Raw genomic sequence first — 12,397 nt, 5'->3', positions numbered from 1 at the left:
TTTTTCTCTCGTTGTGCTTTTCCCGGAGGCGCTCAGGCCCCGCCGACCAGGTAGCGCTCGGTCAGCCGCGCCCACAGCGTCGCGCCCAGGGCCAGCGCCTCGTCGTTGAAGTCGTAGCCCGGGTTGTGCACCATGCAGCCGCCGTGCGAGCCGGTGCCGTTGCCCAGCACCAAATAGCAGCCCGGCACGCGCTCCAGCATCCAGGAGAAGTCCTCGCTGCCCATCATGCCCTTGGGCGGCTCGACCACCTTGTCGGCTCCCACCAGTTCCTCGATCACGCTGCGGGCGAAGCGGGTCTGCTCCGGCGCGTTCATCAGCACGCGCGAGACGTGCTGGTATTCGATCTGCGCTTCTACGCCGAAGCTCTGCGCCTGCAGCTCCACCACCTCGCGCAGCCGGCGCTCCAGCGTATCGCGCACCTCGGCGTCCTGGGCGCGCACGGTCAGCAGGATCTGCGCGCTGTCCGGAATCACGTTGTGGGCCTTGCCGGCATGCAGCGCCCCCACGCTGATCACGCCCGCCTCGGTGGCGGGGATGTTGCGCGCGACGATGGTCTGCAGCGCCATCACGATGGCAGCGGCGGCGACGATGGGGTCGCGCCCGAAGCTGGGCATGGCACCGTGCGTGCCCTTGCCGGTCAGTGTCACGGTGACGGAATCCGACGAAGCCGCCATCACGCCCTCGCGCAGCACGAAATGGCCGATCGGCACGCCGGGGCCGTTATGCAGCGCGTAGATGGCATCGCAGGGAAAGCGCTCGAACAGGCCGTCCTCCATCATGCGCGGCGCGCCGCCCAGTCCTTCCTCGGCCGGCTGGAATATCAGGTTGAGCGTGCCGTCGAAGCGCCGCGTGCGCGCCAGGTAATGTGCCGCCGCCAGGAGGATGGCGGTGTGGCCGTCATGGCCGCAGGCGTGCATCTTGCCCGGCACGGTGCTGGCGTAAGGCAGGCCGGTGGTCTCCTGGATCGGCAGCGCGTCCATGTCGGCGCGGATGCCGAGCTTGCGCGTGCCGCTGCCCACGCGCAACTGGCCCACCACGCCGGTGCCGCCGACGCCCTCGGTGACGTCATAGCCCCATTCCTTCAGCTTGGCAGCGACCAGCTTGCTGGTGCGTTCCTCTTCGAAACCCAGTTCGGGATGGGCGTGGATCTGGCGGCGGATCTCCACGAAGTCAGCCTGGCTGGCGTGGATCTCGGGAATAATGGCGGGCTGGGTCGACATGCAGGCTTTCCTCGATGGGGACGGATCAGCAATACTATGGGTCCGGCCGCCGCCTGACTAAGCACGAATGTTGATAGCCATAACCCCCGGTTATCCGGTATTTCCCTTAGCGCCCTGCATGGGTTCTTGAAGCCGCAGCCATGAAGCATCACCATCTGCGCGCCTTGGTGGCCATCGCCGAAGCAGGCAGCATCAATGCCGCCGCGCGCGCCCTGTGCGTGAGCCAGCCCGCCATCACCAAGGCCATGCGCGAGCTGGAGGCCGACACCGGCGTGGCGCTGCTGGCCCGCAACTCCTGGGGCGTGACGCTGACCGCGGATGGGCAGAAGCTGCTGGCGCGCGCCCGCCTGATCGTCAGCGAGCTGGAGCGCGCCGAGGAAGACATGGCGTGGCTGCGCGGCGCGCGCGAGGGGCGCCTGCAGATCGGCGTGACGCCGCTGGCCGGTCTGGCGGTGATGCCGCAGGCGTTCACGCGCTTTCGCCGCGCCATGCCCGAGGTGGCCGTCGACTTCCTCGAATTCGACCATGCGCAGTTGCTGGAGAACCTGCGCAACAGCCGGCTGGACTTTGCCCTCGCCGCCTTCCAGGCGGCGCCGTCGGACGCCTTCGTGAGCTGCACGGAGCTGTTCGTCTTCCCCACCGCGTTCGCCATCCGCTCGGTCAGCCCGCTGGCCGGCTGCACCTCGCTGGCCCAGTTGCAGGATGCGGAATGGCTGCATGCCGACGTCAGCGACAACTACCCGCGCTACCTGGCGGACCTGTTCGCCCGCCACGGGCTGGCGCCGCCGCGGCGGCTCACGCGTTGCACCTCCAACCTGCTGTTTTCCAGCCTGCTGCTCGAAACCGACGCGGTGGTACCGCTATCGGTCGCGACGCTGCAGGCCAAGGTGACCGAGGGACGCCTGCAGGCGCTGGCGCTGCCCGAAAACCCGCCCGACCTGCACCTCGCCCTGATAGTGCGCGAAGGCGCGATCCTGACACGCCCCGCCGACTACTTCCTGCACTGCATCCGCGAGCTGGCGGCGCAGGCCGCCTGAGCGCGGCGACGCCGGCTCACACCAGTCCCAGCAGCCCCGCGCCCGCGCCCAGCGCCACCAGCACCAGCGGGTGTACCCGCGTCTTGAGCATCAGGACGATGGTGACGAGCGTGACGGCGACCGCGCTCCAGCGGTGGTCCACGCTGGCGGCCAGCACCCAGCCGGTGGAGCACAGCAGGCCGATGGTCAGCGTGGCCAGGCCGCGCCGGATCAGGCCGGGCCAGCGCGCCTGCGGCGAGCGGCCGGCGAAGTATTCGAAGGCCAGCGCGATGAGGCTGGACGGCCCGCAGATGGCGACCATGCCCGCGATGGCGCCGGCCAGGCCGGCGAGCTGCCAGCCGAACAGCGCCACGAACAGCACGTTCGGCCCGGGCGACGCCTGCGAGATGGCGTACATGGCGGAGAACTGCGCGTCGCTCATCCAAGCGTTTGACTCCACCAGGAAGCGGTGCATATCGGGGATGGTCGTGCCGGCGCCGCCGATGGAAAGAAGGGACAACAGCAGGAAGTGGGCGAAGAAGCTGCCGATGACGCTGGCCTGGCTCATGGCTGCGGCTCCCCTGCCGCGGCACCCGCCGGCGACCCGGCGGCCTCTGCGCCTCGCGCAGCATCGAGCGTGGCGCGCAGCGCCTGCCCCTCGGCACGCCACTCGAGCAGCAGGCCCAGCGGCACCAGCACCGCCATCACCGGCACCAGCGGCCAGCGCAGCAGGCCGATGCCGACGAAGGCCGCGACGCCCACCAGCACGCCGCGCACCGTGGGCGACTGGCTCTGCGCCAGCTTGAATCCGGTCGCCAGCATCAGGCCCGCCGACACCGCCGTCATGCCGGCCAGCATGCGCTGCACCGCCGCCACGTCGCGATAGTGCTCATAGAGCAACATGGCCGACAGCACCACCATCATCGGCACCAGCACCAGGCCGGCGAACGCGGACAGTGCGCCGCGCAGACCGGCAAGACGCAGCCCCATCATCAGGGCGACATTGATGACATTGGGGCCGGGCAGCACCTGGCCCATGCTCAGCAGCTCGACGAACTGGCGATCGTCCAGCCAGCGGTTGCGCTCCACCACGGCGCGCCGCACGAAGGGCAGCACGCCGCCGAAGCCGGACAGGCCCATGCGCGCGAACTCGACGAAGAGGCGCCGGGGCGTGGGCGGGGAAGCGAGGGGATCGGCGGCGGGGGGCGCGGGCAGTGGCATCGGAGCAGGCGGTCAGGCGGGCAGCGGGACCTTCCCGCCGCTGCAGCGCGCGGGGGCTGTCCGCGCGCACCGCATTGTGCCTGCGCTTTGGGGTGCGCGCCTGCGCGAAACGGACAAGACGCCACGGTTCGCAGGCGCCTGCCCTCACCCCCGGCCCCTCTCCCGCAAGCGGGAGAGGGGAGCAAACCGGCGCGGGGCGAAAGCCAATGCGCTTGTCGAAACCGACAAGGTGCGCCCAGGATGCGCCAACACCGTGGGCCAAGCATAGCGTCTTGGCTCCCTCTCCCCTCATGGGGAGAGGGTTGGGGAGAGGGGTGGTCTAGCAAGGCACCACGAACAACGAAGCCGCTGGGGTTGTCCAGCACGCCGGAGGCAAGACGAAGCCCTCGGTGTTGTCCAGCGCGTCGCCGTTTGCAGGCGCCCGCCCTCTCCCCCGGCCCCTTGTATGTCTCAAAATTGAGCCTGGAAGCTTCAGATCGATGGCCCCAAGCCCTGATCCCAGTGGTCAAGTTCGAGGGAGAGCGAGGATCGAAGCTTCCACTCTTGAGCGCGTTTGGTTTAAGCCCGAACGGTTGGATGGCAACATGCCGCATGGAACACAAGGGTGGGATAAGCCGAATGGAACTCAAAGTTGTAGGAATCGACGTCAGCAAGATCGCACTGGACCTGAATCTGCAGCCTGAAGGCGAGGCCCGTCAGTTTGCGAATGACGAAGCGGGTATCGCTGCGCTGCTGGCCTATCTGGCTGGGCATAACAGTCAAGGCCAGATTGACCGGGTCGTGCTGGAAGCGACCGGCGGGTATGAGACAGCGGTGAGCATCGCGCTGGCTGGCGCGGGACTGCCGGTGGTGGTGGTCAATCCCAAGCAAGTACGCGACTTTGCCAAAGCCTGCGGAATTCTGGCCAAGACCGATCAGCTGGATGCGCAGGTATTGGCGCGGTTTGCCCGGCAAATCCGTCCACCGGTACGCCCCTTGCCAGACGAGGAACAGCGCGAATTTGCTGATCTGCTGGACCGGCGCAGCCAACTGGTGGTCATGCGCGCGCAGGAGAAGGCGCGCCTGGTTACGGCTGCGCCGCTAGCCATCAAGAGTTTGAAGGAACACATCCAATGGCTGGACGCCCGGATCAAGTCGCTGGACATCGACATGACCCACAAGCTGCGCACCAGCGAGGTGTGGAAAAACAAGGTGGAGTTGCTCGACAGCATGCCGGGCATCGGCAAGGTGAGTATCTTCACGCTGCTTGGGCGGCTGCCAGAGCTGGGCAAGCTCAATCGCCAGCAGATCGCTGCGCTGGTCGGTGTGGCGCCGTTCAACGACGACAGCGGCAAGCGGCGCGGGCAGCGCTACATCCGCGGAGGTCGGGCAGAGGTACGCAACGTGCTGTACATGGCCACAGTGACGGCCATTCGCCACAACCCGGTTATCCGCGCCTTCTATGAGCGGTTGAGCGCAGCTGGCAAGCCGTTCAAGCTTGCCGCTACAGCGTGCATGCGCAAATTGCTGACCATCCTCAATGCGATGGTCAAAACCGGCCAACCGTGGCAAGACAAAACTCTCGCTTGACACGGTTGCTCTCCCGCAAGCGGGAGAGGGGAGCAAACCGGCGCAGGGCGAAAGCCAAAGCGCTTGCCGAAGCCGACAAGATGCGCCAACACCGCTGGCCAAGCATAGCGTCTTGGCTCCCTCTCCCCTCATGGGGAGAGGGTTGGGGAGAGGGGTGGTCTAGCAAGATGCCACGTACAACGAAGCCGCCGGTGTTGTCCAGCACGCCGAGGCAAGACGAAGCCCTCGGTGTTGTCCAGCGCGTCGCCGTTTGCGGGCGCCTGCCCTCTCCCCCAACCCCTCTCCCGCACGCGGGAGAGGGGAGCCAACCATCGGCATAGCGAAAGCCTGAGTACAGGCAAAGAACGCGGCGTCGGCGTCCTCAGTTACCGCCCACCGGCTCGACCCGCACCGGGTCGAGCCTCGGCTCCTTGAGCTTCGACTCCAGCGCGCGGCCCTTGCGCGCACGCTTGCCCACGTAGGGCAGCAGCGACTGGCCAGCCAGCTTCTGCGCGCTCGGCTTGCCGCCGCGGCCGGCGCCGGACAGCACCAGGCCCGGGGCGCCGACGGCGATCGCCTGCAGCAGCGTTTCCTTCGGCTCCAGCTCCATCAGGATCACGCCGCGGCCGCCGGCCGCCAGTACCTTGATCTCATCCAGCGCCACCAGCAGCAGCCGGCCATTGGCCGACAGGCAGGCGGCATGGGTGGCCTCGTCGCCCACCGGCGCGGGCGGCAGCGGTGCGTCGCCCTCATCCAGCGTCAGGAAGGCCTTGCCGCCCTTGTTGCGGCCGATCATGTCCGCCACCTTGGTCTGGAAGCCGTTGCCGTTGCGCGTGGCGATCAGCATGCGCTGTTCGGCCGCCCCGGCGAAGGTGTGGGCGATCTGCGAGCCCGCCTGCAGGTCGATCAGCGTGGTCAGCGGCACGCCATCGCCGCGCCCGCCCGGCAGGCCGGAGACCGGCACCGAATAGACACGGCCATTGGTGCCGAAGGCCAACAGCGCGTCGATGGTGCGGCACTCGAAGGTGCTGTACAGGGAATCGCCGGCCTTGAAAGTGAACTGCTGCGCGTCGTGGCCGTGGCCCTGGCGCGTGCGCACCCAGCCCTTCTGCGATACCACCACCGTCACCGGCTCGTCGACCACGCGCACCTCGGCGGCGGCGCGGCGCTCCTCCTGGATCAGCGTGCGGCGCGGGTCCTTGTCTTCCGGGCTGTACTGCTTGGCGTCGGCCTCGATCTCCTTGATGATGCGCCGGCGCATCATGGTCTCGGACTTCAGCAGCACGTCGAGGTCGCCGCGCTCCTCGCGCAGCTCCTTCAGCTCCTGCTCGATGCGGATGGCCTCCAGCCGCGCCAGCTGGCGCAGCCGGATCTCGAGGATGTCCTCGGCCTGGCGCTCGGACAGGCCGAAGGCCTGCATCAGCGCGGGCTTGGGCTCGTCGCTCTCGCGGATGATGCGGATCACCTCGTCGATATTGAGCAGCACCAGCATCCGGCCTTCGAGGATGTGGATGCGGTCCTCGACCTTGCCCAGGCGATGGCGCGTGCGCCGTGTGACCGTCTCGAAGCGGAAGGCGATCCACTCGCGCAGGATCTCGCGCAGCCCCTTCTGGCGCGGACGGCCGTCGGTGCCGATCATCACCAGGTTGATCGGCGCGCCCGATTCCAGGCTGGTGTGCGCGAGCAGGGTCTGCGCGAACTCCTGCTGCTCGATGTTCTTGCTCTTGGGCTCGAACACCAGGCGCACCGGCGCGTCCTTGCCGGATTCGTCGCGCACAGCGTCGAGCACGCCCAGCAACGTCTGCTTGAGCTGCAGCTGCTCGGGCGTCAGCGACTTCTTGCCGGCGCGCACCTTCGGGTTGGTGATCTCCTCGATCTCCTCCAGCACCTTCTGCGCCGAGGTGGCGGGCGGCAGCTCGGTGACCACCAGCTGCCACTGGCCGCGCGCCATCTCTTCGATGGTCCAGCGCGCGCGCACCTTCAGGCTGCCGCGCCCGCCTTCATAGATCTGGGCGATGTCGGCCGCCGGCGAGATGATCTGGCCGCCGCCCGGATAGTCGGGCCCCGGCATCAACGCCAGCAGCTCGGCCAGCGAGATGTCAGGGTTGCGGATCATCGCCACCGTGGCATGCGCCACTTCACGCAGATTGTGCGGCGGCACTTCGGTGGCCATGCCCACCGCGATGCCCGAGGCACCGTTGAGGAGCACGAAGGGCAGCCGTGCCGGCAGCAGCTTGGGCTCCTCCATCGAACCGTCGTAATTCGGGGCGAAGTCCACCGTGCCCTGGTCGATCTCGTCGAGCAGCAGCTTTGCGATCGGGGTCAGGCGCGCCTCGGTGTAGCGCATCGCGGCCGCGCCGTCGCCGTCGCGGGAGCCGAAGTTGCCCTGGCCGTCGATGAGCGGGTAGCGCAGCGAGAAATCCTGCGCCAGGCGCACCAGTGCGTCATAGGCGGACTGGTCGCCGTGCGGGTGGAACTTGCCCAGCACGTCGCCCACCACGCGGGCGGACTTGACCGGCTTCGAGTCCGCGCGCAGCCCCATCTCGTGCATCGCGAAGAGGATGCGGCGCTGCACCGGTTTCTGCCCGTCGGCCACCTCGGGCAGTGCGCGGCCCTTGACCACGCTGATGGCGTAGTCCAGGTAGGCACGCTCGGCATAGTGCGCCAGTGTCAGCGCATCGGCCGGTTCGTCCGCTTGGAAGGAGATGTCTTGTTGTTCCATGGATTCACATGAAGACGGCGCACGGCACGATCAGGTGCCCGCGCGCCGGGTTGCATGGGTTCGGGCGCACGCCCTCAAGGCAATTCGTCCTGGCCCCCGAGCACCATCTTGACACGCGTCACCCCGCCGCGGCGGCCGCCGGCGGCGAGCGTCCGGGGCACCGGGCCCTCGGGCCGGTAGATGCGGTAGAACTGCAGGACCGTGCTGACGTACTGCTGCGTCTCGGGGTACGGCGGGATCTGGTTGTTGTAGCGCTGCACGGCGCCCTCGCCGGCGTTATAGGCAGCCAGCACCAGCTCCAGGTTGTTGGAAAACGCCTGCATCAGCCAGCTCAGGTAGCGCACGCCCGCGGAGATGTTGGTGCGCGGGTCGGCCAGCTTCTGCTCGACGGTGCGCTTGGCATCGGCCGCCACGCCGAAGCGCGCCCCGGTGTCGGGAATCACCTGCATCAGGCCGATCGCCCCCTTGGGCGACACGGCCTGCGGATTGAAGCCGGACTCCACCGCCATCACCGCCTTGACCAGCGCCGGATCCACGTTCTGCGCGCGCGCAATCTGGCGGATCATCGGCTCGACCACGGCGATGTTCGGGTGGTTGATGATGTAGCGGTAGAGCTTGTGGTTCTCGATGTCGATGCCGCCGGCACTGTCCGTGCCCCGGTCGGCGCCCCGGCCCGCGCGCGCGCCGCCGCGCGCCAGGCCCGAGACTGTTGAGCGAGCCGCCGTCGCGCATGAAGAGCTGATAGCGCGCATCGAGCTTGCGGTCGGCGAAGTGCGCTACGCCCTCGTCGTCGACATAGCCGTAGAGCTCGGCATGGGCGGCACCGGCAAAGCCAAGGCCGGCCAGCAGCAAGGCCGCAGCCACCGCCGCGCGCCCCGCCTTCGACACCGCCCTCGTCATCCGTCTTGCCGCCCGCATCTTGCCTGCCTCGTCCTCAGATATCCGCCACGACTTCGTTGCCGCGCTCTTCCAGCCAGCTGCGGCGCTGCGCGGCCTCGCCCTTGCCCATCAGCATATTCATCACGCCGACGGTCTCTTCCTGGCCGAAGCTGCCCAGCGCCACCGGCAGCAGCCGGCGCGTGTCGGGGTTCATGGTGGTTTCCCACAACTGCTCGGCACTCATCTCGCCCAGGCCCTTGAAGCGCGAGATCTGCCACGCGCCGTCCTTGATGCCTTCCTTGCGCAGCTTGTCCTGGATCGCTTCGAGTTCGCCGTCGTCCAGCGCGTACAGCTTCTGCGCCGGCTTCTTGCCGCGTGCCGGCGCGTCGACGCGGTACAGCGGCGGGCGCGCCACGCAGACGTTGCCGCGCTCGATCAGCCGGGGGAAATGGCGGAAGAACAGCGTCAGCAGCAGCACCTGGATGTGCGCGCCGTCCACGTCCGCGTCCGACAGGATGCAGATCTTGCCGTAGCGCAGATTGGACAGGTCGGGCTCGTCGGTCGCGCCGTGCGGGTCCACGCCGATCGCCACCGCGATATCGTGCACCTCGTTGTTGGCGAAGAGCCGGTCGCGCTCGGTCTCCCAGGTGTTGAGCACCTTGCCGCGCAGCGGCAGGATGGCCTGGAATTCCTTGTCGCGGCCCATCTTGGCGGAGCCGCCCGCCGAATCGCCCTCGACCAGGAACAGCTCGTTGCGCTCCGTGTCGGTCGATTCGCAGTCGGTCAGCTTGCCCGGCAGCACCGCCACGCCGGAGCCCTTCTTCTTCTCGACCTTCTGCGCCGCGCGCGTGCGCGCCTGCGCCTGGCGGATCACCAGCTCGGCCAGCTTCTTGCCATATTCCACATGCTGGTTCAGCCACAGCTCCAGGGCCGGGCGGCTGAACGTCGACACCAGGCGCACCGCGTCGCGGCTGTTCAGCCGCTCCTTGATCTGGCCCTGGAACTGCGGATCCAGCACCTTGGCCGAGAGCACGAAGGAGGCGCGCGCGAACACGTCCTCGCTCATCAGCTTGACGCCCTTGGGCTGCAGCGCGTGCATCTCGATAAAGCTCTTGACCGCCTGGAACAGCCCCTCGCGCAGGCCCGATTCGTGGGTGCCGCCGGCCGGGGTCGGGATCAGGTTGACGTAGGATTCACGCACCGGCGAACCCTCTTCGGTCCAGGCCACCACCCAGGAAGCGCCTTCGCCCTCGGCGAAGCCTTCCTCGCCGTTGTTGGCCTCCGGGTCGGCGAAATGCTCGCCCTCGAACATGGGGATCACCAGTTCGGCGCCGCTGCCTTGCGCCAGCGCCTCCACCAGGTAGCCCTTGAGGCCCTGGTCATACTGCCAGGTCTGCGACTCGCCGCTCTTCTCGGTCACCAGCGTGACCTTGACGCCGGGCAGCAGCACGGCCTTGCTGCGCAGCAAGCGCTGCAACTCGGCCAGCGGGATGGCGGCCGAATCGAAGTACTTGGGATCAGGCCAGACCTGCACGCGCGTGCCGTTCTTCTTTTCGCCGCGCTCTAGTTTGCGCGAAGCCAGCGGCTCAGTGACGTCGCCACCGGAGAAGGTCAGCGCGGAGGCCATGCCGTCGCGCCAGACGGCGACGTCGAGCCGGGTCGACAGCGCATTGGTGACCGACACACCGACGCCGTGCAGGCCGCCGGAGAAGGCATAGGCACCGCCCTTGCCCTTGTCGAACTTGCCGCCGGCATGCAGCCGCGTGAAGACGATCTCGACCACCGGCACGCCTTCCTCGGGGTGGATGCCCACCGGGATGCCGCGGCCATCGTCCTCCACGCTGACGCTGCCGTCCTTGTGCAGGGTGACCAGGATCTGGGAGCCGAAGCCGCCCAGGGCTTCGTCGGACGCGTTGTCGATCACCTCCTGCACGATGTGCAGGGGATTGTCGGTGCGCGTGTACATGCCCGGCCGCTGCTTGACCGGCTCCAGGCCCTTCAGGACCCGGATGGAAGATTCGCTGTACTGACTGGTTTTGCTCGCCATGGAGTCGCTACGAAAATGGAGTTCCGGCCGGGCGGGCGGCGTGAGCGCCGGGGTACCTGCCAAGGGCCGGGCACCGCATTGTAATGGATGCAGCAAGGCTGTCGTTGAAAGGCATTGCGTGAAAAAGTGACGCCCAAACGCATTTTGCCGGCCCAGAGTACACTCGGCGCTGCGACGCCATCCGCCCGGCAGCCACCCGCTTTCCCCCGCCGGGCGCGGGGCGGCGCCCCGATGCCTGCCCCGCCTGCGGTGCCGCAGGACCGGACGCGGGACGGTAAAAACAAGAAGACGAACAACAACAACAACGACACCCAACGGCATAGAACCAAGCGCACCGAGCCAGACATGCAGAATCGACAACTTTCACTGGGCACCGTACTGGTCTGCGGCGGCCTCCTCGTCACCCTCTCGATGGGCATCCGCCACGGCTTCGGCCTGTTCAACCTGCCCATCACCCAGACGCACGGCTGGAGCCGCGAAACCTTCGCCTTCGCCCTGGCGCTGCAGAACCTGATGTGGGGCGCCAGCCAGCCCTTCGCCGGCGCCCTCGCCGACCGCTTCGGCGCGGTCAGGGTGATGCTGGTCGGCGTGGCGCTGTACGTGGCCGGCCTGCTGGTGATGGCCATGGCCACGACCGGCACCGCCTTTGCGTCCGGCGCCGGCCTGCTCATCGGCATAGCGCAGTCTGGCACCACCTACAGCGTGGTCTACGGCGTGATCGGCCGCGTCGCCAGCGCCGAGAAGCGCATCTGGGCCATGGGCATCGCCGCGGCGGCCGGCTCCTTCGGCCAGTTCCTGATGATCCCGGTCGAGCAGACGCTGATTTCCAGCGTCGGCTGGCAGAACGCGCTGTTCGTGCTGGCCGCGATGGCCTGCCTGATGCTGCCGCTGGCATTTGCCCTGCGCGAGCCCGACATGGCCGACGGCTCGGGTGCCGCACACCAGACCATCGGCCAGGCCATCCGCGAGGCCTTCGGCAACCGCAACTTCCAGTTGCTGACGCTGGGCTACTTCGTGTGCGGCTTCCAGGTGGTGTTCATCGGCGTGCACCTCGCGCCGTACCTGAAAGACCGCGGCCTGGGCGACCCCAAGATCGCCACCGTGGCGCTGGCGCTGATCGGCCTGTTCAACGTCTTCGGCACCTACAGCGCCGGATTGCTGGGCCAGCGTGTGCCGAAGCGCTATCTGCTGGCCTTCATCTACCTGGCCCGCTCGGTCATCATCACCGGCTACCTGCTGCTGCCGCTCTCCACCGCCAGCACCTGGGTGTTCGCCGCGCTGATGGGCGCGCTATGGCTGTCCACCGTGCCGCTGACCAACGGCATCATCGCCCAGGTATTCGGCGTGCGCTATCTGTCCATGCTGTCGGGCGTGGTGTTCTTCTCGCACCAGATCGGCAGCTTCCTCGGCGCCTGGCTGGGCGGCTTCCTCTACGACCGCACCGGCAGCTATGACACCGTCTGGATGCTGGCGATCGCACTGGGCGTGATGGCCGCGCTGGTGAACCTGCCGATCCGCGAGCATGCCGTGGTGCGGCCGCAGGTCGCGGCGGCATGAGGGCGGCCCACAGGCAGAGCGGATTATGACGACCAGGCGCCTCCTGCATGCCACCGGCCTGGCCGCGCTGGCGGCTGTCACGGTGCTGGCCTTCCTGGCCTACCTGCGGCCGGCCTTCATGGTGGATCTCGCCAATATGGTGCTGGCGTGGTGCGGGTGAAGACAGCAGGCGCCGGCGCCGCCGGCG

General features: G+C 68.0%; 10 protein-coding genes and 1 pseudogene. 4 read left to right on the top strand and 7 right to left on the bottom strand.

Going from position 1 to position 12,397, the window contains the following annotated elements; genetic code table 11:
• Positions 1-32 precede the first annotated feature (32 nt).
• Positions 33-1,220, bottom strand: coding sequence for a M20 aminoacylase family protein (locus AC1Z3O_RS03725; protein ID WP_483513623.1), 1,188 nt, complete (start codon positions 1,218-1,220; stop codon positions 33-35).
• A gap of 140 nt (positions 1,221-1,360) precedes the next feature.
• Here AC1Z3O_RS03725 and AC1Z3O_RS03720 point away from each other — a divergent pair, with 140 nt between their 5' ends.
• Positions 1,361-2,257, top strand: a complete 897-nt coding sequence (locus AC1Z3O_RS03720; RefSeq protein ID WP_483513621.1) for a LysR substrate-binding domain-containing protein — start codon at positions 1,361-1,363, stop codon at positions 2,255-2,257.
• A 16-nt stretch (positions 2,258-2,273) separates the two neighbouring features.
• Here AC1Z3O_RS03720 and AC1Z3O_RS03715 read toward each other — a convergent pair whose 3' ends face one another.
• Positions 2,274-2,804, bottom strand: a complete 531-nt coding sequence (locus AC1Z3O_RS03715; RefSeq protein WP_483513619.1) for a chromate transporter — start codon at positions 2,802-2,804, stop codon at positions 2,274-2,276.
• Positions 2,801-3,457: a chromate transporter gene (locus tag AC1Z3O_RS03710; RefSeq protein ID WP_483513617.1), complete on the bottom strand. Its 657-nt coding sequence runs from the start codon at positions 3,455-3,457 to the stop codon at positions 2,801-2,803. The genes AC1Z3O_RS03715 and AC1Z3O_RS03710 overlap by 4 nt, the downstream gene beginning before the upstream one ends.
• Before the next feature lie 618 nt (positions 3,458-4,075).
• On the opposite strand from AC1Z3O_RS03710, the gene AC1Z3O_RS03705 reads away from it, so the two are divergent.
• Complete coding sequence (locus AC1Z3O_RS03705; RefSeq protein WP_483513615.1) at positions 4,076-5,026, top strand: IS110 family transposase; 951 nt, start codon at positions 4,076-4,078, stop codon at positions 5,024-5,026.
• 361 nt (positions 5,027-5,387) lie between these two features.
• On the opposite strand, the gene parC is transcribed toward AC1Z3O_RS03705, so the two are convergent.
• From parC to AC1Z3O_RS03685, 4 genes and pseudogenes are all read right to left on the bottom strand, one after another.
• Positions 5,388-7,727 carry a DNA topoisomerase IV subunit A gene (gene parC, locus AC1Z3O_RS03700; protein WP_483513614.1) on the bottom strand — a complete coding sequence of 780 codons (2,340 nt, stop codon included), beginning with the start codon at positions 7,725-7,727 and terminating at the stop codon, positions 5,388-5,390.
• A 74-nt stretch (positions 7,728-7,801) separates the two neighbouring features.
• Positions 7,802-8,479: a lytic transglycosylase domain-containing protein gene (locus AC1Z3O_RS03695; protein ID WP_483513612.1), complete on the bottom strand. Its 678-nt coding sequence runs from the start codon at positions 8,477-8,479 to the stop codon at positions 7,802-7,804.
• A gap of 40 nt (positions 8,480-8,519) precedes the next feature.
• A pseudogene (locus AC1Z3O_RS03690) lies at positions 8,520-8,627 on the bottom strand (lytic transglycosylase domain-containing protein); the annotation flags it as partial.
• A gap of 34 nt (positions 8,628-8,661) precedes the next feature.
• Positions 8,662-10,653 (bottom strand): DNA topoisomerase IV subunit B, encoded by a 1,992-nt coding sequence (locus tag AC1Z3O_RS03685; RefSeq protein WP_483513610.1) that lies wholly within the window; start codon positions 10,651-10,653, stop codon positions 8,662-8,664.
• A 345-nt stretch (positions 10,654-10,998) separates the two neighbouring features.
• Between AC1Z3O_RS03685 and AC1Z3O_RS03680 the strand changes: the two genes are divergently transcribed.
• Positions 10,999-12,210, top strand: a complete 1,212-nt coding sequence (locus AC1Z3O_RS03680) for an MFS transporter (RefSeq protein ID WP_483513608.1) — start codon at positions 10,999-11,001, stop codon at positions 12,208-12,210.
• Between the two features lie 25 nt (positions 12,211-12,235).
• Positions 12,236-12,370 carry a hypothetical protein gene (locus tag AC1Z3O_RS03675; RefSeq protein ID WP_483513607.1) on the top strand — a complete coding sequence of 45 codons (135 nt, stop codon included), beginning with the start codon at positions 12,236-12,238 and terminating at the stop codon, positions 12,368-12,370.
• Positions 12,371-12,397 lie beyond the last annotated feature (27 nt).

The organism is Cupriavidus sp. 09_S30, assembly GCF_056930435.1.
The sequence above is the reverse complement of the archived record's forward strand: the minus strand, read 5'-3'. Positions and strand labels throughout refer to the sequence as shown.

Coding starts and splice junctions, on each gene's coding strand:
- AC1Z3O_RS03675 (WP_483513607.1), top strand. CDS start 12,236: ATGACGACCAGGCGCCTCCTGCATGCCACCGGCCTGGCCGCGCTGGCG.
- AC1Z3O_RS03705 (WP_483513615.1), top strand. CDS start 4,076: ATGGAACTCAAAGTTGTAGGAATCGACGTCAGCAAGATCGCACTGGAC.
- AC1Z3O_RS03685 (WP_483513610.1), bottom strand. CDS start 10,653: ATGGCGAGCAAAACCAGTCAGTACAGCGAATCTTCCATCCGGGTCCTG.
- AC1Z3O_RS03725 (WP_483513623.1), bottom strand. CDS start 1,220: ATGTCGACCCAGCCCGCCATTATTCCCGAGATCCACGCCAGCCAGGCT.
- AC1Z3O_RS03710 (WP_483513617.1), bottom strand. CDS start 3,457: ATGCCACTGCCCGCGCCCCCCGCCGCCGATCCCCTCGCTTCCCCGCCC.
- parC (WP_483513614.1), bottom strand. CDS start 7,727: ATGGAACAACAAGACATCTCCTTCCAAGCGGACGAACCGGCCGATGCG.
- AC1Z3O_RS03695 (WP_483513612.1), bottom strand. CDS start 8,479: ATGCGCGCTATCAGCTCTTCATGCGCGACGGCGGCTCGCTCAACAGTC.
- AC1Z3O_RS03715 (WP_483513619.1), bottom strand. CDS start 2,804: ATGAGCCAGGCCAGCGTCATCGGCAGCTTCTTCGCCCACTTCCTGCTG.
- AC1Z3O_RS03680 (WP_483513608.1), top strand. CDS start 10,999: ATGCAGAATCGACAACTTTCACTGGGCACCGTACTGGTCTGCGGCGGC.
- AC1Z3O_RS03720 (WP_483513621.1), top strand. CDS start 1,361: ATGAAGCATCACCATCTGCGCGCCTTGGTGGCCATCGCCGAAGCAGGC.